General features: G+C 64.1%; 26 protein-coding genes. 14 read left to right on the top strand and 12 right to left on the bottom strand.

What is annotated here, in order from left to right; all coding sequences use genetic code 11:
- Nucleotides 1-66: 66 nt before the first annotated feature.
- A complete protein-coding gene (gene groL, locus ACOJB8_RS08900; protein WP_475012136.1) occupies nucleotides 67-1,662 on the bottom strand; it encodes a chaperonin GroEL in 1,596 nt (531 codons plus the stop codon).
- Between the two features lie 39 nt (nucleotides 1,663-1,701).
- On the bottom strand, nucleotides 1,702-2,304 hold the full coding sequence (locus ACOJB8_RS08895; RefSeq protein WP_368727573.1) for a hypothetical protein: 603 nt from the start codon (nucleotides 2,302-2,304) through the stop codon (nucleotides 1,702-1,704).
- Between the two features lie 253 nt (nucleotides 2,305-2,557).
- Between ACOJB8_RS08895 and ACOJB8_RS08890 the strand changes: the two genes are divergently transcribed.
- Nucleotides 2,558-2,800: a hypothetical protein gene (locus tag ACOJB8_RS08890; RefSeq protein WP_368727572.1), complete on the top strand. Its 243-nt coding sequence runs from the start codon at nucleotides 2,558-2,560 to the stop codon at nucleotides 2,798-2,800.
- A gap of 136 nt (nucleotides 2,801-2,936) precedes the next feature.
- On the opposite strand, the gene ACOJB8_RS08885 is transcribed toward ACOJB8_RS08890, so the two are convergent.
- The 8 genes from ACOJB8_RS08885 to ACOJB8_RS08850 form a co-directional block, all read right to left on the bottom strand.
- The gene (locus ACOJB8_RS08885; protein WP_368727571.1) at nucleotides 2,937-3,611 is read right to left on the bottom strand and encodes a lipocalin family protein; all 675 of its coding nucleotides are present in this window, start codon (nucleotides 3,609-3,611) and stop codon (nucleotides 2,937-2,939) included.
- A 370-nt stretch (nucleotides 3,612-3,981) separates the two neighbouring features.
- On the bottom strand, nucleotides 3,982-5,142 hold the full coding sequence (locus tag ACOJB8_RS08880; RefSeq protein WP_475012133.1) for an alkene reductase: 1,161 nt from the start codon (nucleotides 5,140-5,142) through the stop codon (nucleotides 3,982-3,984).
- A gap of 92 nt (nucleotides 5,143-5,234) precedes the next feature.
- Nucleotides 5,235-5,594 (bottom strand): Bax inhibitor-1/YccA family protein, encoded by a 360-nt coding sequence (locus ACOJB8_RS08875; RefSeq protein ID WP_368727569.1) that lies wholly within the window; start codon nucleotides 5,592-5,594, stop codon nucleotides 5,235-5,237.
- Entirely contained in the window at nucleotides 5,585-5,953 is a 369-nt protein-coding gene (locus tag ACOJB8_RS08870; RefSeq protein ID WP_368727568.1) for a Bax inhibitor-1 family protein, read from the bottom strand. The genes ACOJB8_RS08875 and ACOJB8_RS08870 overlap by 10 nt, the downstream gene beginning before the upstream one ends.
- 738 nt (nucleotides 5,954-6,691) lie before the next feature.
- Nucleotides 6,692-7,531, bottom strand: a complete 840-nt coding sequence (locus ACOJB8_RS08865) for a universal stress protein (protein WP_368727567.1) — start codon at nucleotides 7,529-7,531, stop codon at nucleotides 6,692-6,694.
- A 22-nt stretch (nucleotides 7,532-7,553) separates the two neighbouring features.
- Nucleotides 7,554-7,721 carry a hypothetical protein gene (locus ACOJB8_RS08860; protein ID WP_368727566.1) on the bottom strand — a complete coding sequence of 56 codons (168 nt, stop codon included), beginning with the start codon at nucleotides 7,719-7,721 and terminating at the stop codon, nucleotides 7,554-7,556.
- Between the two features lie 32 nt (nucleotides 7,722-7,753).
- The gene (gene potE / locus ACOJB8_RS08855; protein ID WP_368727565.1) at nucleotides 7,754-9,799 is read right to left on the bottom strand and encodes a putrescine-ornithine antiporter; all 2,046 of its coding nucleotides are present in this window, start codon (nucleotides 9,797-9,799) and stop codon (nucleotides 7,754-7,756) included.
- Between the two features lie 375 nt (nucleotides 9,800-10,174).
- On the bottom strand, nucleotides 10,175-10,567 hold the full coding sequence (locus ACOJB8_RS08850) for a hypothetical protein (protein ID WP_368727564.1): 393 nt from the start codon (nucleotides 10,565-10,567) through the stop codon (nucleotides 10,175-10,177).
- A gap of 46 nt (nucleotides 10,568-10,613) precedes the next feature.
- Between ACOJB8_RS08850 and ACOJB8_RS08845 the strand changes: the two genes are divergently transcribed.
- The 13 genes from ACOJB8_RS08845 (at nucleotide 10,614) to ACOJB8_RS08785 (ending at nucleotide 24,208) form a co-directional block, all read left to right on the top strand.
- Nucleotides 10,614-11,090 carry a sensor histidine kinase gene (locus ACOJB8_RS08845; RefSeq protein ID WP_368727563.1) on the top strand — a complete coding sequence of 159 codons (477 nt, stop codon included), beginning with the start codon at nucleotides 10,614-10,616 and terminating at the stop codon, nucleotides 11,088-11,090.
- Between the two features lie 21 nt (nucleotides 11,091-11,111).
- A complete protein-coding gene (locus ACOJB8_RS08840; protein ID WP_368727562.1) occupies nucleotides 11,112-12,533 on the top strand; it encodes a DUF2252 domain-containing protein in 1,422 nt (473 codons plus the stop codon).
- Nucleotides 12,534-12,583: 50 nt separating this feature from the next.
- Nucleotides 12,584-13,615 (top strand): hypothetical protein, encoded by a 1,032-nt coding sequence (locus tag ACOJB8_RS08835; protein WP_368727561.1) that lies wholly within the window; start codon nucleotides 12,584-12,586, stop codon nucleotides 13,613-13,615.
- A 63-nt stretch (nucleotides 13,616-13,678) separates the two neighbouring features.
- Nucleotides 13,679-14,506, top strand: a complete 828-nt coding sequence (gene ppk2 / locus ACOJB8_RS08830) for a polyphosphate kinase 2 (RefSeq protein ID WP_368727560.1) — start codon at nucleotides 13,679-13,681, stop codon at nucleotides 14,504-14,506.
- Nucleotides 14,503-15,348, top strand: a complete 846-nt coding sequence (locus tag ACOJB8_RS08825) for a potassium channel family protein (protein WP_368727559.1) — start codon at nucleotides 14,503-14,505, stop codon at nucleotides 15,346-15,348. The genes ppk2 and ACOJB8_RS08825 overlap by 4 nt, the downstream gene beginning before the upstream one ends.
- Before the next feature lie 134 nt (nucleotides 15,349-15,482).
- The gene (locus ACOJB8_RS08820) at nucleotides 15,483-17,291 is read left to right on the top strand and encodes a PHA/PHB synthase family protein (protein ID WP_475012126.1); all 1,809 of its coding nucleotides are present in this window, start codon (nucleotides 15,483-15,485) and stop codon (nucleotides 17,289-17,291) included.
- 67 nt (nucleotides 17,292-17,358) lie between these two features.
- Nucleotides 17,359-19,101, top strand: coding sequence for an ABC transporter permease (locus tag ACOJB8_RS08815; protein WP_368727557.1), 1,743 nt, complete (start codon nucleotides 17,359-17,361; stop codon nucleotides 19,099-19,101).
- 25 nt (nucleotides 19,102-19,126) lie between these two features.
- A complete protein-coding gene (locus tag ACOJB8_RS08810) occupies nucleotides 19,127-20,461 on the top strand; it encodes a nitrate/sulfonate/bicarbonate ABC transporter ATP-binding protein (protein ID WP_368727556.1) in 1,335 nt (444 codons plus the stop codon).
- A gap of 142 nt (nucleotides 20,462-20,603) precedes the next feature.
- Nucleotides 20,604-21,641 (top strand): zinc-dependent alcohol dehydrogenase family protein, encoded by a 1,038-nt coding sequence (locus ACOJB8_RS08805; RefSeq protein ID WP_368727555.1) that lies wholly within the window; start codon nucleotides 20,604-20,606, stop codon nucleotides 21,639-21,641.
- 6 nt (nucleotides 21,642-21,647) lie between these two features.
- Nucleotides 21,648-22,574: an LOG family protein gene (locus ACOJB8_RS08800; protein WP_475012123.1), complete on the top strand. Its 927-nt coding sequence runs from the start codon at nucleotides 21,648-21,650 to the stop codon at nucleotides 22,572-22,574.
- 37 nt (nucleotides 22,575-22,611) lie between these two features.
- Complete coding sequence (locus ACOJB8_RS08795; RefSeq protein WP_475012121.1) at nucleotides 22,612-23,085, top strand: hypothetical protein; 474 nt, start codon at nucleotides 22,612-22,614, stop codon at nucleotides 23,083-23,085.
- A gap of 37 nt (nucleotides 23,086-23,122) precedes the next feature.
- Complete coding sequence (locus tag ACOJB8_RS08790; protein ID WP_368727552.1) at nucleotides 23,123-23,431, top strand: DUF1488 domain-containing protein; 309 nt, start codon at nucleotides 23,123-23,125, stop codon at nucleotides 23,429-23,431.
- Between the two features lie 87 nt (nucleotides 23,432-23,518).
- Nucleotides 23,519-24,208, top strand: a complete 690-nt coding sequence (locus tag ACOJB8_RS08785) for a CBS domain-containing protein (RefSeq protein WP_368727551.1) — start codon at nucleotides 23,519-23,521, stop codon at nucleotides 24,206-24,208.
- A 104-nt stretch (nucleotides 24,209-24,312) separates the two neighbouring features.
- Here the strand turns inward: ACOJB8_RS08785 and ACOJB8_RS08780 are convergent, their stop codons facing one another.
- Both ACOJB8_RS08780 and ACOJB8_RS08775 read right to left on the bottom strand, forming a co-directional pair.
- Entirely contained in the window at nucleotides 24,313-24,813 is a 501-nt protein-coding gene (locus tag ACOJB8_RS08780) for a universal stress protein (RefSeq protein WP_368727550.1), read from the bottom strand.
- Nucleotides 24,814-24,878: 65 nt separating this feature from the next.
- Nucleotides 24,879-25,718: a universal stress protein gene (locus ACOJB8_RS08775; RefSeq protein ID WP_368727549.1), complete on the bottom strand. Its 840-nt coding sequence runs from the start codon at nucleotides 25,716-25,718 to the stop codon at nucleotides 24,879-24,881.
- Between the last annotated feature and the right edge of the window lie 202 nt (nucleotides 25,719-25,920).

The following is a 25,920-nucleotide window of genomic DNA, read 5'->3' as shown; positions in this document are numbered from 1 at the left end:
CCGCCCGGTCAGGGCGGGTTGTGTCCATGAGTTGCGTTGCGCAGACCGGATCTCGGATACCCCGGCTCACTCAGTTTGTTCGTAGCTCGAAGCGGGTTGACGGGCGATCATGCAGTCCGTGGTGAGCAGCAGGGAAGCAATGGACACGGCGTTCTGCAGCGCCGTGCGGGTGACCTTCAGCGGGTCCACGATGCCAGCCGTCATCATGTCGCCATACGTGCCGCGCGCGGCGTCATAACCCCATGCGTCCTGCGCGGCACTCACGGCATGCACGACCACCTGGGCGTCGGCGCCCGCGTTCTCGGCAATTTGACCGAGCGGCGCGGCCAGCGCGTCGTAGACAATCTTCGCACCGGCCCGCTCGGTTTGGTCGGCGCCCACGCCTTCTAGAGCCGACCTCGCGCGTAGCAGCGCGACCCCGCCGCCCGGCACGATGCCTTCCTCGACCGCCGCGCGTGTGGCATGGAGTGCATCTTCGAAGCGGTTCTTGCGCTCGTGCAGCGCCGTTTCCGTGGCGGCGCCGACGCGAATGACAGCCACGCCGCCCGCGAGGCGTGTGAGGCGGCGCGTGAGCGCGTCGCGTTCGTTGCCGGGGCCGACCTGTTCGATGCGCGCGCGCAGCGCGCCAACGCGCTCCTCGATGCGGTGCCGGTCGCCGCGCGCTTCGACGATCGTCGTGGTGTCGCGGGCGATCTCGACGCGCCGCGCGCTTCCCAGGTCGTCCAGCGTTGCATGCTCCAACGTGCGGCCGGTTTGTGGCGAGATGACGGTGGCGCCAGTCAGCGTGGCGAGATCGGTCAGCGTTTCGCTGCGCCGTTCGCCGAATTCGGGGGAGCGAACCGCGCACGACTTGAGCGCACCGCGCAGATGGTTGACGACGAGCGTCGCCAGCGCTTCGCCCTCGATCTCGTTCGCTACGACGAGCAGCGGCTTGCCCGTGGCGCTGAGCGCTTCGAGCAAAGGCAGCATCTGCGCGATCGAGCTGATGGCCGCGTCGCACAGCAGGATGCGCGGCTCTTCGAGCACGACTTCGCGTGCGTCGTCGCCGACAAAAAGGGGCGAAGCGTAACCGTGCTCGATCAATGAACCTTCCACGGTCTCCAGCTCGTCTTCGAGCTTCGAGCCGTCCTCGATGCTGATCGCGCCATCCCGGCCTACGCGCTCGACGGCCTGCGCGACGATGCCGCCGATACTCGCGTCGCCGCTTGCCGAAATCGTGGCGATGTGGCGCACCTCGTCTGTGCCGGCGCAGGGGCGCGCCAGCTCGCGCAAGCGCGCGACGACACGCTGGCCGGCGGACTCGATCGCGCGGCGCAGCGCCATCGGGTCGAAGCCCGCCGCGACATACTTGTTGCCCTCCACCATGATGGCCTGCGCGAGCGTGGTCGCGGTGGTCGTGCCGTCGCCCGCGAGTTCGCTCGTGCGCGTGGCGACTTCACGCGGAAGACGTACACCCATCTCCTCGAAAGAATCGGGCACGGCCACCGAGCCGGCCACGACGACGCCCGAGTTCGCGATGAGCGGCGTGTCGCCGCTGCGTTCGACGATCACGTTGCGCCCGCCTGGGCCGAGCGTCACCTTCACAGCCTCGGCAAGCGCGTTGACACCGTCGAGAAGGCGCTGTCGCGCCGCATGGTGGAATACGAGAGTTTTACCGGTCACGATGGATCTCGCTGGTCGGGAGTTGCTGTAAGTACGGAATCAGTGCAACGGCTCGCCGTCGCGCAGGATCTGCACGGCGGTTGCCTCGACGTAGTCGACACGCACGCTGTCGCCTGCCTGGAGTCCGTCGAGCTGACTGTCCGATGACGCCTGCAATACCACCGTGCGCGTTGGGCCGCGCAAGGTGATCAGGCGCTTGTCGCGGTCGATCTCGACGACCGTCGTCACCGCTTCGACGCGGTACATCGACAGTGACGAACGCAAGGACGGCCCCGTCGCGAAGCCTTTTTCGACGCGTTCGCGAATGCCGCTCGAAGCGGACTTGTCGGCGCGCAGCAGGAGCGCCCGGCTGAACGTTGCGGCGACGGTGTCGCCGAGCTGCAGTTTGCTGACATCGCCGACATTTCGGTCGACCAGCACGTCGAACGGTTCGCCATTGTCTCCGAGCAGCGTGATGCTGTTGCGGCCTGTATCGATGGCGATAACGACCGCATTCGCATGCTTGATGCTGGTGCCAGAAAACTGGCCCGCGGGCACAGCGCTCTCAACGGATTCGTCGGAGGGTGTCGCACGTGTCGGCGCAGCGCCAACTGCGAGGGCCGCCGCGGCGAGAAGGACGCCGCATCGCCATCTGCTTCTCATGGTGAATTCTCCGTTTGTACGGCAAGCGCGAAGTCGTCGGGGTTTCCGGCGCTTCGGCGATTGATCTCATTCGACCGTCAGTAAGCCTCGAAACGCTTGACCTGCATCAACTGCTGCACCGCCCCTTCGCCAAATGATTGTTTCTAAGGGCGCTGAACTTCGACCGTCCCGATGGACCCGGGGCCTGCAGCGTTGTCCTGGTCAGGGAAGCAATGAGCCAGGAAAATATCCAGGCAAAGAGATGGAGACAGACATGATCAAGAACGTTGGGAGTGCTGAGAAGATCAGGGCGGAAATTCTGCGCCGGGTGCAAGAGAGCGCTGACCTTGGCGACAGATATCGCGATTGCGACATCACGATTCCGCGCAAGGTTGATCCCGCGGACAACGGCGGCTGCAATTGGGCAGTCGACGACTTTCGAGGGGTTGCGCAGGAGTGCAAGGCGCCTTTGAAGGCAGTGATTGCCGAAATGATGCGAGAATATGATCTCGCATGAGATGAAAGCAAAGGCAGGAAACCGCTCGTTATTCGCTCGTGCTTCGATGGCCACTCTCGATGCGGAGGGTGGCTCATCGGCTCGTCAATGGACTTTGGTCAACCAGTGGAGGGGACGGGCGCTTTAAGGCGCGCCCTCAACGGGGTGCCATGTAACCCGGCTGGCCGATCTGTTCGGGGTGTTGAGGAACCCGCCGGAGCCCTTCGGTGTGGATACCCATTGCCGCGAGCCGGCGTACCAAGCCGGCGTACACGTTGTCATCAATGGCCGGCGTACGGGACAAAATCCAGATGGGGCTGCCGTCCTCCTCGCAGCGCACGGTGTAGCGGTAATCGGGGTCCACGTAGACTGTGAGGACCACCACGTTGAACGGCCACAAAATCGTGACTCGCCATCTTCCACCGCCGCTGCCAGGCACGATGGCCGCAACCAGCGTACCTCCCGTTACCGGCTGATCGAAACCGTAGCGTCTTCCGAAGTAGTTGTCATCGATCCTGCCGTCCTCGCGCAGCTCCCAGTCCGCGTAGCTGCCAACGTATTCGCGTTCGTTCAGGTAGGGCACGGTGGCGATCGTGTACCAACGGCCCATGTAGCGCGTCAGATCGACTGGCACCGGCTGCAATGCGGGCAGAGACGCTTCACTGGAGACCGCATCGGAGGGGGTGTTCGATGTGCGGGTTGCGCAAGCCACGAGGAGGAAAAAGATGACGGCCACGACCGCAGGGCGCAGGCGCTTTGTGGCGGCTGGCTTGGCCCCAGTTGCGGCGCGTTCCAGTTCCCGGTGGATAAGCGATTCGCTGTGCGGTTGCATCGTATTCAGGTTTTTTCGTCACGAGCGGCTGCGCCGGACACACACTCGGCTTGCTCCGGAAAGAAGGGGGGGCGCCACGTTTCACGATCGGACTACCGTCAGGTAGGTCTCCGCGACACGGTTGCAGGCCCGATCGGTACGCGCGTCGCATGGCCGGGCCGCCCGCCGGGACGGGAGGGCCACCTCACAACCGCGCTTCGAGCACGGGTGTGACGGGTGCATCCTCTGATGCCCAGGCGTAACCGGCCTCGTGCGGCCAGCCAACGTGCGCTCCCGTAACGTGCCGCTGCCGGGACCGCTTGAAGCGCAGAAACGTGGCGCTTGATAACAGGATGGATCACGGCGCGCCGCGCTGGCTGACCTATGTCAATCATTTCGCCCAGACTCGTTCGAGCGCGTGGTGCACGGCCAGAAGGGGATAGTCGTTGTAGCCCGCCGCTTCGCCGCCGAAATACGTGGCGGGATCGGGTTCGTTCAACGGCGCGTCGATCCGCAGCCGTTCGACCAGATCGGGGTTCGCGATGTAGAGCCGCCCAAAGGCGACCAGGTCGGCGCGGCCCTCTCCACAGGCTTCGATGGCGAGGCGCCGGTCATAGCCATTGTTCGCGATATAGCGGCCGCGGAACGCCTTGCGCAGTGTAGCGTAATCGAAGCCACCCGGCACCTCGCGCGGACCTTGCGTGATGCCTTCGATGATATGGATATACGCGAGGCCGACCGCATCGAGCCGCTCGACGACATGGCGATACGTTCTCATCGGGTTGCGATCGGGCACGGAGTCATTGACCGTACTGACCGGCGAAAGCCGAATGCCGGTGCGACCAGGGCCGCACACCGACGCCACCGCCACGGCCACTTCGAGCACGAGCCGCGCGCGGTCTTCGAGGCTGCCGCCGTAGCAGTCCGTGCGCCGGTTGGTTTGCTCGCGCAGGAATTGTTCGAGCAGATAGCCGTTGGCCGCGTGAATCTCGACCCCGTCGAATCCGGCGTCGAGCGCGCACTGCGCGGCACGCGCGTAGTCCGTGACGATGGCGCGAATCTCGTCTGTGTCCAGCGCGCGCGGCGTCGGGCACGGCTTGAAGCCGGAGGGCGTATAGGACGTCGTGCCTTCGGCGCGGACGGCCGATGGCGCAACCGGCAGCGCGCCGCCGGGCTGCAACTCCTGGTGCGAGATGCGGCCAACATGCCAGAGTTGCGGGAAGATGCGGCCTCCGCGCGCATGCACGGCCTGTGTGACGCGGCGCCAGCCTTCGGCTTGCTCGTCCGTGTAGAGGCCCGGCGTGAGGTCGTAACCGCGCGCGGACGGCGAGATGTTCACGCCCTCGGTGATGATGAGCCCGGCGCTCGCGCGTTGCGCATAGTGTTCGACCGTCAGCGGACCAGGGACGCCATCGGCAAGCGCGCGGCAACGTGTGAGGGGCGCCATCACAATGCGGTTCGCGAGGACGACGGGGCCCAACTGTATGGGTTCGAAGAGGCTGCCACGCTCACGGGTGGCTGGCGAGGAGGGAGTTGGGGTTGCGGTTGACATTGAACTGCTCTCCTGATTGTTTGGCAATCCGTAATTTGATGATCATTGGCGCGCGATGTGCCGGCAGTGGAGCGAAGCGGTACCCGGTCAGTTCAGCGGCGCCGATGTCCCAATAGACGCAGCAGCATCACGAAGATGTTGAGAAAGTCGAGATAGAGCGCGAGTGCGCCGACGATGGCTTTCTTGCCGGCAACGACATCGTCTTCATCCGCGATATAGAGGTTCCTGATTCGCTGCGTGTCGTATGCGGTGAGACCCGTGAATACCAATGCGCCAATCACAGAAACGGCGAGCTGCAAGGTACTGGAATCCACGAAGAGATTCACGAGCCCCGCTATCACGATGCCGGCGAGCCCCATGAACAGAAAGGAGCCCAAGCGCGAGAGGTCGGCCCGCGTTGTGTAACCGTAGACGCTCGTTGCCCCGTAGGTGCCGGCGCTGATCACGAACACGGCGCGATGCTCTCGCCGGTGTAGACGAGAAAGATGCCGGAAAGCGAAAGCCCAACCAGAGCGGCATAGGCCCAGAAACACAACTGCGCCGCGGCTGGGCTCATGCGCTCGATGTGCCAGGTCAGCAATACGACCAACGCGAATGGAGCCAGCAGGACGACCCAGAAGAGGGGCGTCGTGGCTATCGACGCATAGATGCCGCTCGCTGCCCCGCCATAGCTAATGACGCCGGTCAGCAAGAGGCCCCCGGCCATATAGTTATAGACGCGCAGCATATGGCGCCTGAGGCCGGAGTCGCCTTCTTCCCATCCGCGCTGCAAGTCTCCAGAGCGGCCGTGCCCGGTGAAATCGATTCCCATGTTCAATCCTCTCGATCGTGATCGCAAGACGAATTCAGTTGGCGTCAGCCGGCCCTGGCAAGTCGCTTCAATCGGCCGCCGCGCCCCAACCCATGCAGCGGGTAGCGAATCCGAAGATGCGCAAGCGGCTGCGCAGGAGGCCCTACCGTAGACGGTACGGGCACTTGCAGGCCGCCGAAAGCCGAGAGTGCATGACGTCCAGCGCTTGAGCGTGCGGTTCGCTGCGTTCGCGTGGTTGCCGGGATGGTTACGGGCCGCCAGGGCAACTGCATGTGGGCGTCGAACACGAGATGACCCGGGCTCAACCTCGTGTGGTCGCGCGAAGTGACCTGCTTCAAGAGTCCGATCAGTTCACTCGCGCGAGTCAGGTGTGCGGCATTGAGACGTCCAGACGCGAAGAGCGGGAGATCGGCGCCCTTCGGCATTGCGTGCCAAACCTCTATATGGCAGCCGCCGCCTGGTTCGTTCAGCGTCATGAGCACGTCATAGAGCCGCCGATGGCCTCGGACGCCGCGGTAGCGAAAGCAGAACTTTGCGGGCTCGTCACGGCGGTTGGCTGCGACGGTCTTCGGCATGGTGGAACGCTCTCGCACGATGGTGGCTCCGGTGAGTGCAGGCTTGCCGAGGCGTCGGTTCTTTGCATCGGCTGGTCTCATTCGACCTCCCGGCAGTGTTGGCGCGCTTGACCTGCATCAAAGGCTTTGCAGCTGTTTCTTCTGTGGCGTCGCGCCCCGCCGCTCAATGCGACATCAAGACGGGCAGTGTCATCGAAGAGAGAATCTTGCGCGTAACTCCGCCCAGCACGAACTCGTGGAACCTGGCGTGGCCGTAAGCACCCGCGACGAGCAGGTCATAGTTGCCGTCGGCCGCATGTTTGAGAAGCGTGTCGCCCGTCGACACGCTCGCCGGATGGTCGAGGCGGGAAATGTCCACCGGGATTGTCACGTGACGCTTGAGCATCGCCACGACGTCGGCGCACGATGCGTCTGCCGGGCGAGGCGCAAGCGCTGTAGAAACGGCCGCGATGGTGACATGCGCCGCGCGTGCGATAAAGGGAAGCGCGTCATGAATGGCACGAGCGGCCTCGCGGCTGCCGTTCCATGCGACCAGTACGCGTTCGCCAACGGTTCCTGAATCGCCTGTTTCCGGCACCAGCAACACGGGGCTACCGGCGCCCAGTACAACGGTCTCCAGAAAATCGTCAGCCACGTACGACTGCGGGTCCTTCGGCCTCGATTGCCCGAGGATCACGAGGTCGGCGGACCGGCCGCATTGCATGACCGTAGCGACGGGATATCCATCCGGCGCTGCCCACGCGCCAGGCACCTGTGTGCGGGACAGTTCCGCACGGAACAGCCGTTCGACTGCCTCACGCTTTTCCGCAAGGAATCTGCGATGGGCGTCGTAAATGTCCGGGGCGCCTGTCATCGCATAGAACCCGACCGGATGCGGGTCACTCATTGCGAACACGCCGTCCAGGTGCGCGTCGAATTTACTGGCGAGCTTCAGCGCGAGCGACAGGCGTGCATGCGCGCCTGTGCTCGTGTCGAGATGGACCATGACGGTCTTGTAGGTCATTGTGGATCTCCATGCGGAAGATTCATTCCGGTAACGCTGCCCAGCGGAAGAACGCACTGGAATCCGCATCGAGGTTCCCAAACCATTTTCCGTAGACGGCGGCGAACTCCGGCGATCTGTACAAACGGCTGAGCGCGCGGTCTACCAGCAGGCGCAGGTCATCGTCGCCGCGCGCCATGCCAATCGCCACCGAAACTCTCGTGAAACGGCGGTCAAGAACGATCAGATCGCTCGCGGCGGGACTCTCGCGCGCCATGGCACGAGCAGCGCGCGGTCGGCGAAGAAGACGTTCGACTGGCGGCCAACGACTTTCTGCACACCGGCCTGTATCGACGTGACGGGTACCACCGTCGCCGAGATCGCGAATTCGTCGAGCTTGCCGGCAAGCCAACGCTGCGCAGGCGAATCGGCGATGACCGAAACCGTCTGCCGGGACAGCAGTTCCGCAGGCGACGCGCGCCAGATCGGGTGAGACGCACGCTCGCCAGACAATATCTCGCGGAGTCCGGGGGCTGCATCCGTGCGGAGCAGCGCTCCGATGCCCGCCGGATACACGGGGATGGAGAGCGCCATGCCCTGCCTGTTCGCGAGCGTATCGAGCGCTCCGCATACGAGATCGACCCGCCGTTCGCGCAGCGCGCGGGCGTCGTCGCCGGCTGAGAGCGGAACCCACTGGATATTTAGCGCGGCCAGTCCCGAGTCGCTTTTGATCTGTTCCGCGATCTTCTGGCACAACGCCACTGTGTAACCGGTCACTTGCCCGGCAGCGTCCTTATACGCATAAGGACGCGCCTCGCTGAGATAGCCCATGCGAATGTTGCCGGACCGATTGATTCGCTGGAGCGTCTCGCTCGTCGTCTGTTCCTGCGCGCGCACCGGGTGCGGCATCAGCGTCGAAAGCGCGAGTATGCCGATCATCATTGCCGTGGCCGCCGAGTCCGCAGCGGCGCGCCGCGCGGAAGCCGGCGAGCCGGTGCGATTGAGCGCAAAGCCATAAATCGCGTAACCGATCGCCATGACCAGCATGCCGCCCATTACCGCATCCTTGCCCGAGGCGTAGATCGCATAGACGGAGTGCGCGAGCGCCACGATGGCAACCGCAGCATTGACCCGGTACTTTGCTTCCTGCGTGCCCCCGTTGCGCATCATCACAAAGAGCGCCGAGAGCGAAATGACGTACGGAATCACGTTGGTGACGACTGCAAGATTGACGAGGGCTGCGAACTGCGCGCTCAGATTCGGAGAGATCGTGGACAAGGCCATCAGCGACTGGACGATGCCCATGATCACCATGCCGGCAATTGGCGCACCCAGGCGGTTCGTCTTGCCGAATACAGCGGGGAACATCTGGCTCGCGGAGGCGTCGCTGGCCGTTTGCGCCAGGGTGAACTGCCATCCCAGCAAGGAACCGACGCACGCCATTGCGGCGAGGCCCATGACGATGGAACCAACGGCGGGGCTGAACATCTGCGCAAAGGCGAGGCCGAACGGTCCGGTCGATCTGGCGAGTTCGGCATTCGGCACGATGCCCTGGATCACGGCCGTGGAGAGAATATAGATGACCGCTGCGCCCAGGGTGCCGAACATGCAGGCCAAAGGCACGTCGCGCTTGGGGTTCTCGACAGCGGACGAATTCTGCACCGCCGATTCCATGCCGAGGAATGCCCAAAGCGTGAGCGAGATGCTGGAACCCATGCCCTCCACGAGGCGCAGGCCCTTGGGGTTCCACGCCGCCGCAAACGTACCGGCGTGAAACCAGAACCAGCCTGCAATCGAGATGAAACCCACGGGCAGGATGACGCCCCAAACCGTGACCGCGCCAATCCGACCTGTTATTTTCGGTCCGCCGAAATTCGCCACTGTGGTCAGCCAGAGAAGAGTGATCACACCTAGACAGGTCGCCAGTGGAGAAGAGGTCAGCATGGGAAAGAATGCCGCGAGATAGCCGAGCGCCGAACTCGCGACCGCCACGTTCGCGATGGCGATGGACAAGAAGTACAGAAAGAAGACCTGGAAATACCCGTCCTTGCCGTAGGCATCCTCGGCGTAGGCGGCCATGCCGCCGGCACGCTGGTTGAGCAGGCCGGCTTGAGCAAAACCGTAGGCAATCGCGAGCGAGCCGATTGCCGTGACGAGCCAGGACAGCAGCGCAATTGCGCCGACTTGCGCCATGTTGGCGGGCAACATGATGATGCCCGATCCCATCATGTTCACGGTGACGATGAATGTCAGTTGCGTGACGTTCATCTTTTTGGGCTGATCCGCCATGGTGATTCTCCTGCTCGCACCACCGTGCCATGCCTCGCCGCCGAAGTGGCGCGCGTTGTATCCAGCGCTAAACGCGCTGGGCCTGTGTGAAGGCTAGGTTGGGTGGCGAAGATCAGATTGACATAAGTCAATCGGGCCCAGCCGACAGGTCGCCCGAATACTCAACCGTTCAGAGTCGATTCGTGAAGCGCACACAGAAATCGCGTAATGGGGTGGGTGTGATCCAGGTCAATCACTAACGATTTTCCTTCGTTACTGTCAACGCAACGGGAGGCTCGCCTGCGTGAGGGAGAGCTCGGAACAGGCTCAGGCTGGTGCGGGGCAACCGAAGTGGAGGAAGAAACGGTGATCAAGGCAAACGAGGGCAACGGCAAGCTAAATCTCGACCGCTCCATGGCAACGCAGGCATTGGCTAGCGCTTTCTCGTGGTTCAGGAGGATGACGGCGCATGAAGCGCGGTTCGCTGATGCACTCACGCCGCCGCAATGCCGCGATGTTCAGGAGAACATCATCGACGGCAACGCGAGGATTCCCGAAGTCGTGCCGGCGGTAGCTGAGAACGAGCCGCGGCGATTGCATAGGGAAAGGGCATCGGAACTCGGCGACATGGCCGCCGCGCTGGCCCACGAAGTCGACCAGCCGCTCACGGCCATTTTCAGCAACGCCCAGGCCGCGCAGCGCTTTCTCGCCCAGACTCCGCCCGCACTGGGCGACCTGCAGGAGTTGCTCGCCGAGGTCGTTGCAGATAGCGCGCGCGCACGCAATCATCCGGAAGATGCGTCAAGCGGCGCGATGCGAGCCACCCGAAACAAGCGTGATCGATGTGGGCAGCCTCGTGCGCGAAGTAACGCGCCTGCTGCGCCGCGAGACGCAGGCGCTCGACGCGGCCATGGCCACTCGCATCGAGGCCGCCCTTCCCCGATTGCGCGGGGATGCCTTGCAACTGCAGCAGGTCCTCGTGAATCTTTTGCTGAATGCGTTGGACGCCGTGCACGACAGTGCCTGTGAAGACCGCCGGATTTGCGTTTGCGTGACGACCACCGCGAATCGGGACAAGGTGTGCATTGCCATCCGCGATCACGGGTGCGGTGTCGACGTCAGCCAGTTCGCCACGCTGTTCAAGCCATTCGTGACATCGAAGCCCGGCGGGCTCGGGCTCGGTCTTTCGATCAGCCGCACCATCGTCGTGGCGCACGGTGGTCAACTGTGGGCCGAGCGCAATCCCGATCGGGGCATGACTTTCCATGTCGACCTTCCGGCGCAGGCCGAAAGCATGAACGCACAAATCTGAAGCACGAAAGGAGCAGACGTCATGGATAAAGCTGTTTCGCGCAAGGCGGCGCCCGCTACAGAGGGAGTGCCGCTGCCCTACCGTACGCCGGACGAGCGGGCGGCCCAGGGCCGGGTCGTTCGCGACGAGGTACCCCGGTCGTCCCAGGCGGGATGGAAGCTGCCAGACCAGCGCCGCAATGTGATCGAACTGCTCGAGGAGTCCAACGCCGGCCGTTTGCCGCGCCTGATCCCCATCCGCTTCGGTCGAATGTCCGCCTCGCCGTTTGCGTTCTATCGAGGCGCGGCCGCCATCATGGCTGCGGACCTTGCCACGACGCCGACGAGCGGATTGCGCGTACAGGCGTGCGGCGACGCGCATCTGATGAACTTCGGCGGGTTTGCGACTCCCGAGCGCAACGTGATCTTCGATATCAACGATCTCGACGAGACACTGCCGGCTCCCTTCGAGTGGGACCTGAAACGGCTTGCCGCGAGCGTCGTGATTGCGGCGCAGCATCTCGAACTGCCTTATAGCGATACTGTGCGTCTCACGACCGATCTCGTGCGCCAATATCGCGAGCGCATGCACGACTACGCCTATATGCGCGTGCTGGATGTCTGGTACGACCGCATCGATCTGCAAAAGTATCAGGACAAGTCAGGCGACCCCGAGGTCATCGACGCTGCGCGCAAGCGCATTGCGCAGCGTATCGAAACAGAGCGCCAGAAGACTGCCCCCGATTTTCTCTATCCGAAGTTCGTGACCGAAGAGGGTGGCCGCCCGCGTATCAAGGACGAGCCGCCGCTCATCTTTCATCCTGACGCAGAGCTCGCACCCGGCCTCGAGTCGGGATATGCAGAGGCGATCGCGTCGTACCGCGAGAGCCTTGCCGAACACGTGCGCACACTGTTCGACCGGTTCCAGATGGTCGATCTTGCGGCCAAGGTCGTGGGCGTCGGCAGCGTCGGCACGATGTGCTGTGTGGCACTCTTCCTGGCTTCCGACAACGACCCGTTATTTCTACAGGTCAAGGAGGCGAGAGCTTCGGTCCTGGAGCCGTATGCGGGAAAGAGTCTGCATGCCAACCATGGTCAGCGGGTGATTGCGGGCCAGCGCATCATGCAGTCCGCAAGTGATGTGTTTCTCGGCTGGACTCGGGGAAAGAACGGGCGCGACTTCTATATCAGGCAACTGCGCGACATGAAAATGTCTGTCGTGATCGAAGCACTCGATGCGGGAATGCTCCGGCAATACGGACGCATGTGCGCGCACGCGCTTGCCCGGGCCCATGCGCGCTCCGGTGACGCCGCGATGATTGCCGGGTACATGGGTTCGGGCGGGGCTTTCGACGACGCCATCACCGAGTTCGCAACGGAATACAGCGCGCAGAACCGGCGCGATTATCGAGAGTACATCCACGCAATCCGTGAAGGCCGGATCGAGGCGATGATGGAGGACTGAGCCGGGAACGACACGCAAAGTCACGCACCGGAACTTGAGGGGCCATAGTCATGGGCATACTGAGCTGGCTGACACGCCGCAAGGAAGCGCGCGTTGCGGACGACGCGCTCGACGACACGCTCGTGCGCGAAGGGTTCGACCGTGTCGTCAAGCTCAATCCGCAGTTGCGCCTTGCGTCCGGTTACGAGCGGCGGCTTACGCGCGCCGTGCGCATATCGCTGTGTCATCTCGATGGACTGATCGGCACGCTGCCCCCGGCGCGCCACGCAAGCGGCGCGGTCTGGCCGACGGATGCCTGTATTCACGCGTACTTCGCCGCACCCGCCGATGTGGCCCAGATATTGAGCCGATCGGAGGAATTGCGGCGTTTCTTCGATGACCAGCCTGGCGCCGACGAAGCCTTCGCGGTGCTGGGCATGGAGATGATCGAGCGCCGCACGCTGGGCGCGAAGCAGGAGGGCGAAATCGTGCGCACGGACGCTGTACGCACCACGATTAGCTTTACTGATCATCAGGTGCGCATATGCGGGCGAACGGACCTTGAACTCAGGCGTGAAATCGTGCTGCGCATGCTCGAACAGCTTGCGATGGCGGGCCTTGCGCGCGTCGCGGCCACCGTCGCGCAGCGCGACGTGCTCGAGCAGGAACGCGCGCTTCTGAAAACCCGTCTGCAACTGCTCGAGCGGCAGGGCGTCGGTATGGGGCAGGTGGTGGGTGGCGCGGCGTCGGCCGATCCCGGGGAGCTGGCCAGGCTGCAGGCGCAGATCGTGGAGAACGCACAGAATCTCGCGAAGCTGGGCCTGCGTAGCGACGCACTGCAACAGGACCTCGAACAGGTCTGCGAGGTGCTGGACGATCCGGCAGCGCACATGGACGTGACGCTCAGGCATGTGCGGCTCGACGCCATGAACGTCGTGGTCGACGCAACGTCGTCGGCGCGGGCGCAAGCGCTCGACCTGCGCGTGGCGCGCGTTCCCGCCCTGCCTGGGCAACTGCGGGCCTTCGATCTCGTCCGGTTTGCGCGCCGTGACCTGCTGTCCATGCCGAGCATGATCGATGAGGCAAGGCGCCCGCTCATTTGAGCTTCATGGGAGCAACGCCCGAGTATCGAGAATAGCGCTCAAGCCGAAAGGGAGGGAAATGTCATGAGAGATTCACGCAAAGCAGACCATGCCGCCGGCCAGCAACACGAGGACAGCGGCAAGCTGAGCAACAGTACCTACCTGAAGGAGCTCGCGCGACTGCATGTGGAACTGGTGAAGCTGCAGGAGTGGGTCGTGCATGAGGGCGCGAAGATCTGTATTGTCTTCGAGGGCCGGGACGGAGCGGGCAAGGGCGGTGCCATCAAGGCGATCACCGAACGTGTGAGTCCGCGAATCTTCCGCGTGGTCGCATTGCCGGCGCCTACGGAGCGCGAAAAATCGCAGATGTACGTGCAGCGTTATCTGCCACACCTGCCGGCCGCGGGCGAGGTGGTGATATTCGATCGCAGCTGGTACAACCGCGCCGGCGTCGAGCGGGTCATGGGATTTTGCACGCAGGAGCAGGTCAGTGCGTTCCTGAAAGACGTGCCGCTCGTCGAAAAGGCCATCATCGACTCTGGCGTGATCCTGCTTAAGTACTGGCTCGAAGTGAGTCAGGAGGAGCAGACGCGGCGTCTGGAGTCGCGCATCCACGACGAACGCAAGATATGGAAGCTTTCGCCGATGGATCTGGAGTCCTACCGGCGCTGGTACGACTACTCGAAAGCGCGCGATGACATGTTTGCCGCCACCGACACCGAGTTCTCACCGTGGTTTGTCGTGAACTCGAACAACAAGAAGCGTGCGCGGCTCAACATCATCAGCGATCTGCTGCACAGGATTCCGTACAAACCGGTGTCGCGTGATCCGGTCAAGCTGCCCAAACGGGATAAAGCGCGTGACTATAAAGAGCCGGATCGTCCATTTCGCTTCGTTGAGGAGCGGTTTTGAGCATCGGCTGGCACATGGCAGGACTCGGCGGGGTCGATACACATGACGGAGCCGCTGCACTGCATGCATGGTCACGTGCCCGCTGGTTTTTGCTTGCGGGCTGCCTGATTGCGATTCCGGCGTTCTATCTCGAACTGCTCTCGACATCGAGCTGGATGCTGCTGACCGCGCGGGTCCTGTACGGCGGCATGGCCGTGGCTTGCGCGGGCGCTATCGCGCGGACCGCCATGTCGACTCACAAACCCGCGCGATTTCTGGATCGCAATGCGTTTGACGTGGCGCTTGCCTGTGGCGCGCTCGTCAGCATGACCGGCGGAGCGAATCCATGGTCTGTGCTCGAATGGGTGCTCAGGCTCGCATTCATGGCGATGATCGCGCTGCGCATCGTCGTTGCGCTGAGTGCGTATTTCGAGCTGAACCGGCTCGCGCTGCTCCCGCTCGCGGGCTTGATCGTTCTGCTGCTTGGCGGCGCCGGGTTCTACGCTCTGGAGCCGCGAGTGCATAGCTACGCCGAAGGGTTGTGGCTCGCATTCGAAAGCAGTGCCACGGTCGGCTACGGCGATTTCGCGCCGACCACACCCGCGTCGCGCATCTTTGCGGTGTTCGTCGTGCTGCTCGGCTACGGCATGTTCTCGCTGGCGTTCGCCGGCATTGCCGCGTGGCTCATCGGCAAGGAAGAGCGGCGGCTCAGGCGCGAGATGCATCGGGATATCAAGGCGCTGCATGCGGAAATCATCGCGCTCCATCGCGAACTCGAGGGGCTTCGTGATGCGTTCGCTCCCCGGCACGGCGGTTCGCAAGGCGCAAGCAACGACACAACGCAGCAACTGAGGACTCGTTGAACGGGCGGGCAGCGCTCCGTGTACTTGATTCAGATCAATGGTCACCCTGGGCCGCCAACGCACAGTGATGCGGTTGACTGCGCCGCCGGCCATACCGCACACGGCGGGCGTATCGAACGAAGGGCTCCCTCATCATGACCGATTCCGTCGTTAGCGATGCTGAACCTCTGCATGCGAGCCTCACAGTCCGTGAAGCGCCTGAACGCGCCGCGGAGCACAGGCGACCCGACCTCACGCCCGCCGATCAGTGGAACCGGGCAGCCCATGCCGCTTTGGCCGCCGCGACATTCGGCCTTTCGCCGATGGCGCTCGCGCTAGCGACACTCGATTGGGCCGGGCACCTCGCGGTCTCGCCCGGAAAATGCTTCGAGCTTGCGACGCGTGCATGGCATGCGGCGGGTGTGTTTCCTGCCGCGTCGCGCTGCGCCGGCGACGATGCGGATGAGGGTGAGACGTCGGTGTACGCGGGGCATGCCGACCCTCGTTTTACGGCCGCCGCGTGGTCGAACTGGCCATTCCGGATGTATCGCGACGCGTTTCTGGCGGTCGAGCGCTGGTGGCGCGACGCTACCAGCGGCGTTCCGGGCGTCGAGCGGCACCACGCGGAACTCGCCGCCTTCGCGGCGCGCCAGTGGCTCGACGCGTGTTCGCCCGGCAACTTCATCGCGACCAATCCGGTCGTGCAGCAGGCCACGTTGCGCAACTGCGGTGCCAACCTTGTTGCGGGCATGCGCAACTGGCTCGACGACGCGACCGCAATGGCCGACACGATGCGTGGCACGCGTGAGCACGTGGCACAGTCCTGGCTCCCTGGGCGCGACGTTGCGGTGACGCCGGGCCGGGTCGTCTGGCGCAACGCTCTGTGCGAGCTGCTGCAGTACGCGCCCATGACGCCCGACGTCGCTCGCGAGCCGATCCTGGTCGTGCCGTCGTGGATCATGAAGTACTACATCCTGGACCTGCAACCGCACGACTCGCTCATCCGCTTTCTGGTGGAGCAGGGCTACACGGTTTTCACGATATCGTGGCGCAACCCCGGCCCCGAGGCGCGCGATCTCGGCCTTGAGGACTACCTGCGCGACGGCTTCTTCGCCGCGCTCGACGCCGTTCGCTCGCGGTGCGGCGAGGCGGTCCACGCGGCCGGATATTGTCTCGGCGGAACACTGCTCGCAATCGGTGCGGCCGCGCTGGCGCGCGACGGCCGGCAGGACCTGCTGCGCTCCGTCACGTTGTTTGCCGCGCTCACCGACTTCAGCGAGCCCGGCGAACTCGGACTGTTCATCGACGCAAGCGAACTCTCCGCGCTCGATGCGCTGATGTGGCGGCAGGGGTATCTAGATGGCGCGCAAATGTCCGCAGCGTTCCAGTTGCTGAATGCGCGCGACCTGATCTGGTCGCGCATGATGAGCGAGTACCTGCTTGGCCAGCGCACGAAGCCCACCGATCTGATGTCGTGGAACGCCGACACGACGCGCATGCCGTACCGCATGCATATCGAATACCTGACACACCTCTTTCTCGACAACGATCTCGCTGCCGGCCGCTATTGCGTCGACGGCCGACCGATCGCGCTGTCGGACGTCGAAGCGCCGATGTTCGTCGTCGGTACCGAGCGCGATCACGTATCGCCGTGGCGCTCGGTCTACAAGCTGCATCTGCTCACGCATAACGCGCTGACGTTCGTGCTCACGGCGGGCGGGCACAACGCCGGCATCGTGTCCGAGCCGGGTCATCCAGGGCGTCACTTCCGGTGCGCCACGCGCGAGCCCGACGCGCCGTACCGCAGCCGCCATGAGTACATGAGCGATACGCCCGTGACCGAAGGGTCGTGGTGGACCTGCTGGCGCGACTGGCTGCGCGAGCACTCCACGGGCGAAGTGCCGGCGCGCATGCCGCAGGCCGGGCTCGGCCAGGCTCCGGGCGAATACGTGCTCGAAACATGAGCGGGCGGGACGTGCCGCCGAACCAACGGATCGAGATCAAGCGCGCTCAAGTGAACAGAGGAACGAAGTGGAACACCATGCCGAAGTACTGAGAGGACTACGCTGGTATCCGCGCATGCCGGGCTGGCGCGACGTTGCGGCCGTGGTTCTGGTGCTCGGCACGATTGTCGTACTGGGCGAGGGCGCGCGCCAGATGACGGGGCCACTCGCGGGCGGCCATGGTCCGGCCATCTCGCTTTCGCCTGCGGCACTGCCCGGTTACACGCTGCGCACCGTCATGCGCATGCTGATCGCGCTCGTCGCCTCGTTCGTCTTCACGTTCACGTATGCGACGCTCGCGGCGCGGAGCCGCCGGGCAGAGCGCATTCTCATTCCGCTGCTCGACGTGCTGCAGTCGGTGCCCATCCTCGGCTATCTGTCGTTCACCGTGGTGTTCTTCATGTCACTCTTTCCGGGCAACGTACTGGGCGCCGAGCTTGCCTCGATCTTCGCGATCTTCACGAGCCAGGCGTGGAACATGGCGTTCAGCTTCTATCAGGCGCTGCGCACCGTGCCGACCGATCTGGACGAAGCGAGCCGCAGCTTTCGCCTCTCGGGCTGGCAGCGCTTCTGGCGTCTGGAAGTGCCGTTCGCGATGCCGGGACTCATCTGGAACGCGATGATGTCGATGTCGGGCGGCTGGTTCTTCGTGGTCGCCTCGGAGGCCATCTCGGTTGGCGACGTGCAGGTGGCGCTGCCAGGCGTAGGGTCGTGGGTGGGGCTGGCAATCATGAAGCGCGATCTGGCTGCGGTGGGCTGGGCAATACTCGCCATGAGCCTCGCGATCGTGCTTTACGACCAGTTGCTGTTTCGCCCGCTGGTGGCCTGGTCCGACCGCTTTCGCTATGGTGACACCGCGGCTCAGGCGTGCCCGCGCAGCTGGCTGCTCGACCTGTTTCATCGTTCGCCGTGGATGCAGCACGCATGCCGGCCGGCGGGCGCAGCGCTCGGGCGCGCCGCACACCTGCGGCTGTCGCCGGACGCGCATTGGCGCGGCTTCGCGTGGGCAAACGGACGGCTTTCGCGGCGTGCGGGCGACGTGCTCTGGTTCGCGCTGTGCGCCGCGGCGGTTGCCGCCGCAGCCGTGTCCGTGCTGCGCTTCGCCGCGCCGGCTCTTGCATGGGCCGACGTGGTGGACGCGACGCGCAACGGTTTGCTCACGCTGCTGCGAGTCGCGGTGCTGATTGCACTTGCCTCCGTGATCTGGGTGCCGGTGGGCGTGGCGGTGGGGTTGCGCCCGCGGCTGGCCGCCTGGATACAGCCGACCGCGCAATTTCTCGCCGCCTTCCCAGCGAATTTGCTGTTTCCCGTGGTCGCGTTCTGCATCGTGCGCTTCAGGCTCGCCCCGGACATCTGGCTGTGCCCGCTGATGATCCTCGGCACGCAGTGGTACATCCTCTTCAACGTGATAGCGGGCGCCACGGCCTTGCCCACCGATCTACGCGAGGCGGCCACGAGCCTGCGCCTGCGGCGGCGAGCGCGGTGGTTGCAGGTGCTGCTGCCCGGCATCTTTCCGTATTACGTGACCGGAGCCATCACGGCGAGCGGCGGTGCGTGGAACGCCAGCATCGTCTCGGAAACGATCAGTTGGGGAACAACCAACCTGAGTGCGGGCGGCCTCGGCGCCTATATCGCCGAAATGACGGCAAGGGGCGACTACCCGCGCATCGCCCTCGGCATTGCCGTCATGTCGATCATGGTCGTCGCCGCCAACCGACTCGTATGGCGCCCCCTCTACGCCTTCGCCGAACGCCGCACGCGGCTCGCCTGAACGCATCGCCATGGAAAACGCACCAATGCCCGCTCTCGCACACCCCGAAACGACGCTCGACGGCAAGTCTCAGCGAGACCTCGCTGCACCGGTGCTGGAACTCGCCCAGATGGGTATGTCGTTCGCGCGGCCCTCCGGCGAACCGTTGCCGGTACTCGTGGATATCGACGTCACGCTGCGCGAAGGCGAAATCCTCGGCCTCCTCGGGCGCTCGGGATCGGGCAAGTCAACGCTCTTGCGCGTGGCCGCCGGCCTCGCGCGACCGTCGGCCGGCCGTGTGCTGTACCGGGGCGCGACGCTCGAGGGTCCAGCCGAAGGCATCGCCGTCGTGTTCCAGACCTTCGCGCTGTATCCGTGGCTCACGGTGCTCGCCAACGTCGAGTTGGGGCTCGACGCATCGGCGCTCACGCCCGCCGTGGTGCGAGAGCGCGCGATGTCCGCTATCGAGATGATCGGGCTCGATGGCTTCGAATCCGCTTTTCCGCGCGAACTCTCGGGCGGCATGCGTCAGCGTGTGGGATTTGCACGCGCGCTGGTGAGCGAGCCGAAGCTACTGCTCATGGATGAACCGTTTTCTGCGCTCGACGTACTGACCGCCGAAACGCTGCGCAGCGACTTTCTCGACCTTTGGACGCAGCGGCAAACGCCGATCGAGGCGGTGCTCATGGTCACGCACAACATCGAGGAGGCGGTGCTGATGTGCGATCGCATTCACGTGCTGGGCGGCCATCCGGGACATGTCGTGGCGACGCTGAACGTGTCGTTGCCGCGTCCGCGCAACCGCCTCGACCCGGCCTTTCGCGCCATCCTGGACGCGCTGTATGGAATCCTGACGGCTCGCCTTGCCGAATCCGCCAATGGCGAGGGCGCCGTTCATGGTGCATTTGGGCTGCGGCTGCCGGCTGTCTCGAGCCACCGCCTCGTCGGTATCGTCGACACGCTCGCGGCGGCGGCGCAAGATGGCCACGCGGAGCTGGCGGCGCTGGGCGCGGCGCTGATGCTCAAGCCCGACGAACTCTTTCCCGTAGCAGCGGCGCTGCATCTGCTGGCGTTCGCCGAGTTGAAGGAGCACACGATCAAGCTCACGGCGGCGGGGCGCATGTTCGTGCACGCAGACGACGCCGAGCGCAAACGGCTTTTTCGCGAGCATGTGGTGCAGTTCGTGCCGTTCATTGCCCATATTCGCGAGGTCCTCGACGAACGGGAAGGGCACCGCGCGCCGCGTGCGCGCTTCGAGCTCGAACTGGAGGACCACCTGCATCGCGCCGACGCCGAAACGACCTTGCGGACCGCGATCGACTGGGGCCGGTACGCGGGATTGTTCAGTTACGACGACCACACGCGCACGTTTGGCGATTGAGCCTGCGGGGCTGGCAAGTGCTTGATCGATGTCAAATGCGCACGCTTGGCGCCGCTCATCATGAAACCGGTGCCGCGTTCGCGCTGCAAGTGCAGGCGGTCGCGACGGCGCACGCGTGTTTCTGAACCTTTATGGAGAGAACATGAAAGCACTGGTCTACAACGGTCCGGGCAAGTTTGCGGTGGAAACGCGGCCGATGCCCGCATTGCAGGGTCCCGGCGACGCCATCGTCAAGATGTCGAAAACCACGATCTGCGGGACCGATCTGCATATTCTCAAGGGCGACGTGCCGAGCTGCGAGCCGGGCCGTATTCTCGGCCACGAAGGCGTGGGCATCGTGCACGAAACGGGTAGCGGCGTATCGGATCTAAAAGCTGGCGATCACGTGCTCGTGTCGTGCATTTCGAGCTGCGGGCAGTGCGCATACTGCCGCCGCGGCATGTACTCGCACTGCAAGACGGGCGGCTGGATCCTCGGCAACCGCATCGACGGCACCCAGGCCGAATATGTGCGGACTCCGCACGCGCAGACGAGCCTCTACAAGATTCCCGCCGGCCTCGACGAGGCCGCGCTCGTGATGCTCTCGGACATCCTGCCCACCGGCTTCGAATGCGGAGTGCTCAACGGCAAGGTCGAGCCCGGCAGCACGGTCGCCATCGTCGGCTCGGGACCGATCGGACTCGCGGCGCTGCTGACCGCCCAGTTCTATTCGCCCGCGCAGATCATCATGATCGACCTGGACGCCAACCGCCTGGAATGTGCGAAGAAATTCGGCGCTACGGCGTGCATCGACTCGCGCGCCACCGACGCTGTCGAAGCAGTGATGAAGCTCACTGACGGTGTCGGCGTGGACTGCGCCGTGGAGGCCGTCGGCGTGCCCGCGACGTTCGAACTGTGCGAGCAACTCGTCGCACCGGGCGGCGTGATTGCGAACATCGGCGTGCATGGCGTGCCGGCGTCGATCTTTCTCGACAAGTTGTGGGACCGCAACGTGGCGATCACGACGCGTCTCGTCGATACCGTCAGCACACCCATGCTGCTCAAGACCGTGTGCGCCGGGCGGATCGATCCGAGCCGGCTGATTACGCATCGTTTTGTGTTCGACGATGTGCTCAAGGCCTACGAGACGTTTTCGCACGCGGCGAGTACGCAAGCGCTGAAAGTCATCATCGAGATGTAACGGGCCATGGACATCCGGGGGCTTTCCACCACCGTGCGCGTCGACCATGCCGGAGCGCGGCCGTCGCAACGCGAGCGGCACCAGGCAGGCGAGCAAGCGTTGCGGCTAGCGCCGCGTGTGCGGCAACTGATCGAAAGCCAGAGTTACGTCCAGGCCGACGAGGACGCGGCGTTTCTGCGGCGGCCCGAAATGTGCGGCGTGCGGCTTCAGCTCGACTACTGGAAAACCGAAGAGCGCTTGCAGCACCTCGGCATCGCTCATACGGTGGTCGTCTACGGAAGCACGCGCGTCACGAGCCCGGCGCGGGCGCGCAGGCGTCTCGCAGCCACGCGCCGTCTCGCGCAGGTCGACACCGGCGCTCAAGCGCAGCGCGAACTGCTTGTGGCGCAAGCACTGCTTCAGCGCAGCATCTACTATGACGTGGCGCGCAAGCTGGGCGCGCTGATCGGCCACGCGCGAGGCACAGGCAAGCTCCCCAGGCTCACGGTCGTGACGGGTGGCGGTCCGGGCATCATGGAGGCGGCCAACCGTGGCGCATTCGATGCGGGCGCGCCCACGGTGGGCATGAACATCACGTTGCCGAGAGAGCAGTATCCAAACCCGTATTTGACACCGGACCTGTGCTTCCGCTTTCACTACTTCGCCATCCGCAAACTTCACCTGCTGGAGCGCGCCAAGGCGGCGGTGTTCTTTCCCGGCGGATACGGTACCTGCGACGAATTATTCGAAGTCCTCACACTTCTGCAAACGGGCAAGATCGCGCCATTTCCCGTGCTCCTCGTAGGTGAAACGTGGTGGCGCAGCATAATCGACTTCGACGCAATGGCCGAGGCCGGCATGATCGACCCTGACGATCTCGCGCTCTTTCGCTTCTGCGAATCGGCCGAGGAAGTCTGGGCCGCAATTCGCAACTGGTATGGAGATGGGGACTGAGGCGACACGTCAAACAGTCCGACGCAAGGAGATAGCAATGAACTGGCTCGCTGATTACTTCGCTCAACACACGCCCGAGCTGTACCTTTCGCTCGCGGCGTGGCCGCCTCTGCGGCTCGGGCCCGAGGGGCCGATACCGCAATTGCCGCGCTGCCTGCCGTATCCGGGGGCGACATTGATTTTCCGGCCGGCAAGCCGGATTACCCGCGGCGAGCAGACCGTCGAGTTGCCGGCGTACTACGAGATGCGCATTCCTACGTCTTCGCAAACGATAGGAGGGGCGCGCAATGCGGATGGCGCTGACTTCTTCGAATCGGTGAGGATTTTTGCGCCGTCATGCTACAACCCCGACTTCCTTATCACGATCAACGATTCGCTCTCGTTCGTGCCGGTTTTTTCGGCCGATGGGGCGCCTGGCTTTTACGGCAGCAGCATAGCCCACACGCCCGCTACCTCGGATGTCTTGCACATGGCGTTGCCCTGGTCCTTCCAGGGCTACGTGACGATCTAGCTCATTCACTAAAGGTCCTGCGAAGGAGTCGAACAGCGTGAACATCACCTTTTCTGACCGGTCGCCTGACTATGACGCAAACCGGCTCGCGCTGACCTTTCCGGCCACCGCGGGGGACACGCCCATCCAATGCGCGATTACGGCCGAGGCGCTCGAAGATCACTTCGGCGCGGCCTCCCTGCGCGAAACGGATTTGCGCGGCGCGTTCCTTGCACATCGGGCCGCGATCGAAAAGGCCGCCGCTCGCCTGATCGAAGCGACCCACTCCGAGGCGGTCATGCTTCACAGCGGCTATTTCCGCATGTACGCAGATTCAAACGAAGTAGGGACGGGCCGTGCACGGTGAACGCGCGTGTGACACAAGTCACTGCGTGCGTCGCTGCAAGCTCTAGATTGATTCACATCGGGGCATTAGCCCTTAACGGAGGAACACATGCAAGCATCGGACATCATGACGAGGGACGTCATCACTGTGCGGCCCAACGCGTCAATTCTCGAGGCGGCGACGCTGCTCGCCGAGCACCATATTAGCGGCATCCCGGTCGTCGACGATAACGGAGCCTTGGTCGGCATTCTCAGCGAAAACGATCTTCTGCATCGCGTGGAAACGGGAACCGGCAAGCCGCAGCGTAGCTGGTTGAGTGAGTTCCTTCATTCGACGCGCAAGCTCGCGGGCGAGTACCTCAAGGAAAACGCCGCCGAGGTCAGCGACGTCATGACGTGCAATGTCGTTTCGGTTGCACCATCGGCGACCCTGGGCGAGGTTGCCGACCTGCTCGAACGCCACCATATCAAACGGGTTCCGGTACTGACACAAGGCAAACTCGTAGGCATCGTGAGTCGAGCGAATCTGGTGCGTGCGCTGGCGAGCTCCATTGAACACGATCCGGCCGCGGTTGCTTCGGACGAGGCCATCCATCGCAACGTGCTGCGCGCGCTGGACGGCCATCGCTGGGCGATGGAAGCGGAGAGCGTCGTGGTCAAGGAAGGGATCGTTCACTTCTGGGGCACGGTGAACTCAGAGGAGGAGCGCAAGGCGATTCTCGTTTCGGCGCAGCGCGTGCCTGGCGTGAGAGGTATTGAAGACCATCTCGGCTACCCGGTGGTCTTCACGCCGATGTAAGAAGTGGAAGTGTGGTCGATGCTGGCGAAGGCTGGGTTCGGAAAAGGAGCCCAGCCTCTTGTTTGCTATTTGGTTTGCTCTTGTGTTCGCCCTCGTGTTCTCCGTCACGCGGGTACGTGTGCCTCGTGCTGCGCCGGTGTTTTCTGTCCAGACGAAACCGCACGTGCAGGCACGAGTAACACAGGGCAGCGCGCGCATCGGAGCACGCGCTCCGCAACGCTGCCTAGCACGAGGCGGCGCACGCCGCGGCGCCCGTGCGTGCCCATGACGATGAGATCGGCATGCCAGTCGGCGGCGGCGTGTTCAATGCAATCCGCGACGTCTTCCGCAGGCAGTTCGACTTCGACTGTACGTGTCGTGCCTTTCACGCCTTGATGCGCCATACGCGTCCCGGCTTCCGCGCAAATCACGCGGCCTTCCTCCAGGTACGCGTCTCGCACGATCGAGGGGTCGTAGCCCGGCACGTCGTAGGCGATGACCGGCAGGTCGATCACATAAACCGCCTGCAACTCGGCACCCGTATCGTGCGCGAGTCTGATCGCGGCGTCGAAGGCGTGCGAGGCAGTCGTGCTGCCGTCAAGGGCGATCATAATGCGCGAGTACATGGCGGATCTCCTGTGTTGAAGCTGACGTGGGAAAGACGTGGCGGCACGGTTGCAGACTGCGTTCGTCAGTGAGACATGAGCACCGGCAGCGTCATCGTGGCAAGGACCGAACGCGTGGCGCCGCCGAGGACCAGCTCCTGGAGCCGTGCGTGGCCGTACGCGCCCATGACGAGCAGGTCGTAGTCACCGTCGGCCGCGTAACTGAGCAGCGCGTCGCCTGTGGATTCAGCCGCAAGACGGTCAAAGCGGGTGATGTCGACTGTCGTCGCGCCGTGGCGCGCGAGCATGGCCGCGAGGTCGGCGCACGCCGCCTGTGATTCGGCCGGCGTAAAGCTCGTGGAGGCGGCGACGATAGTCACGCGGGCCGCTCGCGTGATGAACGGCATCGCGTCGTGAACCGCGCGCGTGGCCTCGCGGCTGCCGTTCCAGGCCACGAGCACGCGCTCGCCGATGGACTCGAAAGTGCCGGTGTACGGCAAAATCAGCACGGGGCCGCCCGCTCCCAGCACGACAGTTTCCGGGAAATGTTCCGCAATATAGGATTCCGGATCGTCCAGACTGGTTTGCCCGAGTATCGTCAGGTCGGCGGTCCGGCTGCGCTGCATGACCGCTGCGACCGGGTCGCCTTCCGGCGCAATCCAGGCGCCTTCGACCTGCGCGCGCGCCAGTTCCGCGCGAAAGAGCCGTTCGATCGCGCCGCGCTGTTCATGGCGCAGTCTGCGGTGTGTGTCGTAGTAGTCGGCGGTGCCGGCCATCACGTAAAACTCGCGCGGGCGCGGCTCGAACATCGCGAACAGTCCATCCACATGCGCACCAAAGGTGCGCGCCAGCCTCAGCGCCAGCGAGAGTCGCGCACTGGCGCGCGCGCTCGTATCCATGTGCACCATGACAGTCTTGTAGCTCATCGCGTTCTCCAGCGAACGGGTTGGTCACACCGCCCTGCGGGGCGGAGAAAGTGATTCGAGTCTAAGAACGCAGGACTTCTCGCGCTTGATTTGAATCAATCATTTTATTGAGGCGAACAGGGCGCGCGCGGCTGTCGGAACGAGGAGGTATTGAGGCAGATCAACCGGAAAACGCCGTCGCTGCCTAGATTGGATATGGCGC

The organism is Paraburkholderia sp. BR10141 (assembly GCF_056155635.1).
This window is presented reverse-complemented; position numbering and strand designations above follow the sequence as displayed.

Coding starts and splice junctions, on each gene's coding strand:
- ACOJB8_RS08895 (WP_368727573.1), bottom strand. CDS start 2,304: ATGAGAAGCAGATGGCGATGCGGCGTCCTTCTCGCCGCGGCGGCCCTC.
- ACOJB8_RS08890 (WP_368727572.1), top strand. CDS start 2,558: ATGATCAAGAACGTTGGGAGTGCTGAGAAGATCAGGGCGGAAATTCTG.
- ACOJB8_RS08885 (WP_368727571.1), bottom strand. CDS start 3,611: ATGCAACCGCACAGCGAATCGCTTATCCACCGGGAACTGGAACGCGCC.
- ACOJB8_RS08880 (WP_475012133.1), bottom strand. CDS start 5,142: ATGTCAACCGCAACCCCAACTCCCTCCTCGCCAGCCACCCGTGAGCGT.
- ACOJB8_RS08870 (WP_368727568.1), bottom strand. CDS start 5,953: ATGGGAATCGATTTCACCGGGCACGGCCGCTCTGGAGACTTGCAGCGC.
- ACOJB8_RS08865 (WP_368727567.1), bottom strand. CDS start 7,531: ATGACCTACAAGACCGTCATGGTCCATCTCGACACGAGCACAGGCGCG.
- potE (WP_368727565.1), bottom strand. CDS start 9,799: ATGGCGGATCAGCCCAAAAAGATGAACGTCACGCAACTGACATTCATC.
- ACOJB8_RS08850 (WP_368727564.1), bottom strand. CDS start 10,567: ATGATTGCGTGCGCGCGCGCTATCTGCAACGACCTCGGCGAGCAACTC.
- ACOJB8_RS08840 (WP_368727562.1), top strand. CDS start 11,112: ATGGATAAAGCTGTTTCGCGCAAGGCGGCGCCCGCTACAGAGGGAGTG.
- ACOJB8_RS08835 (WP_368727561.1), top strand. CDS start 12,584: ATGGGCATACTGAGCTGGCTGACACGCCGCAAGGAAGCGCGCGTTGCG.
- ppk2 (WP_368727560.1), top strand. CDS start 13,679: ATGAGAGATTCACGCAAAGCAGACCATGCCGCCGGCCAGCAACACGAG.
- ACOJB8_RS08820 (WP_475012126.1), top strand. CDS start 15,483: ATGACCGATTCCGTCGTTAGCGATGCTGAACCTCTGCATGCGAGCCTC.
- ACOJB8_RS08810 (WP_368727556.1), top strand. CDS start 19,127: ATGCCCGCTCTCGCACACCCCGAAACGACGCTCGACGGCAAGTCTCAG.
- ACOJB8_RS08805 (WP_368727555.1), top strand. CDS start 20,604: ATGAAAGCACTGGTCTACAACGGTCCGGGCAAGTTTGCGGTGGAAACG.
- ACOJB8_RS08800 (WP_475012123.1), top strand. CDS start 21,648: ATGGACATCCGGGGGCTTTCCACCACCGTGCGCGTCGACCATGCCGGA.
- ACOJB8_RS08795 (WP_475012121.1), top strand. CDS start 22,612: ATGAACTGGCTCGCTGATTACTTCGCTCAACACACGCCCGAGCTGTAC.
- ACOJB8_RS08785 (WP_368727551.1), top strand. CDS start 23,519: ATGCAAGCATCGGACATCATGACGAGGGACGTCATCACTGTGCGGCCC.
- ACOJB8_RS08780 (WP_368727550.1), bottom strand. CDS start 24,813: ATGTACTCGCGCATTATGATCGCCCTTGACGGCAGCACGACTGCCTCG.
- ACOJB8_RS08775 (WP_368727549.1), bottom strand. CDS start 25,718: ATGAGCTACAAGACTGTCATGGTGCACATGGATACGAGCGCGCGCGCC.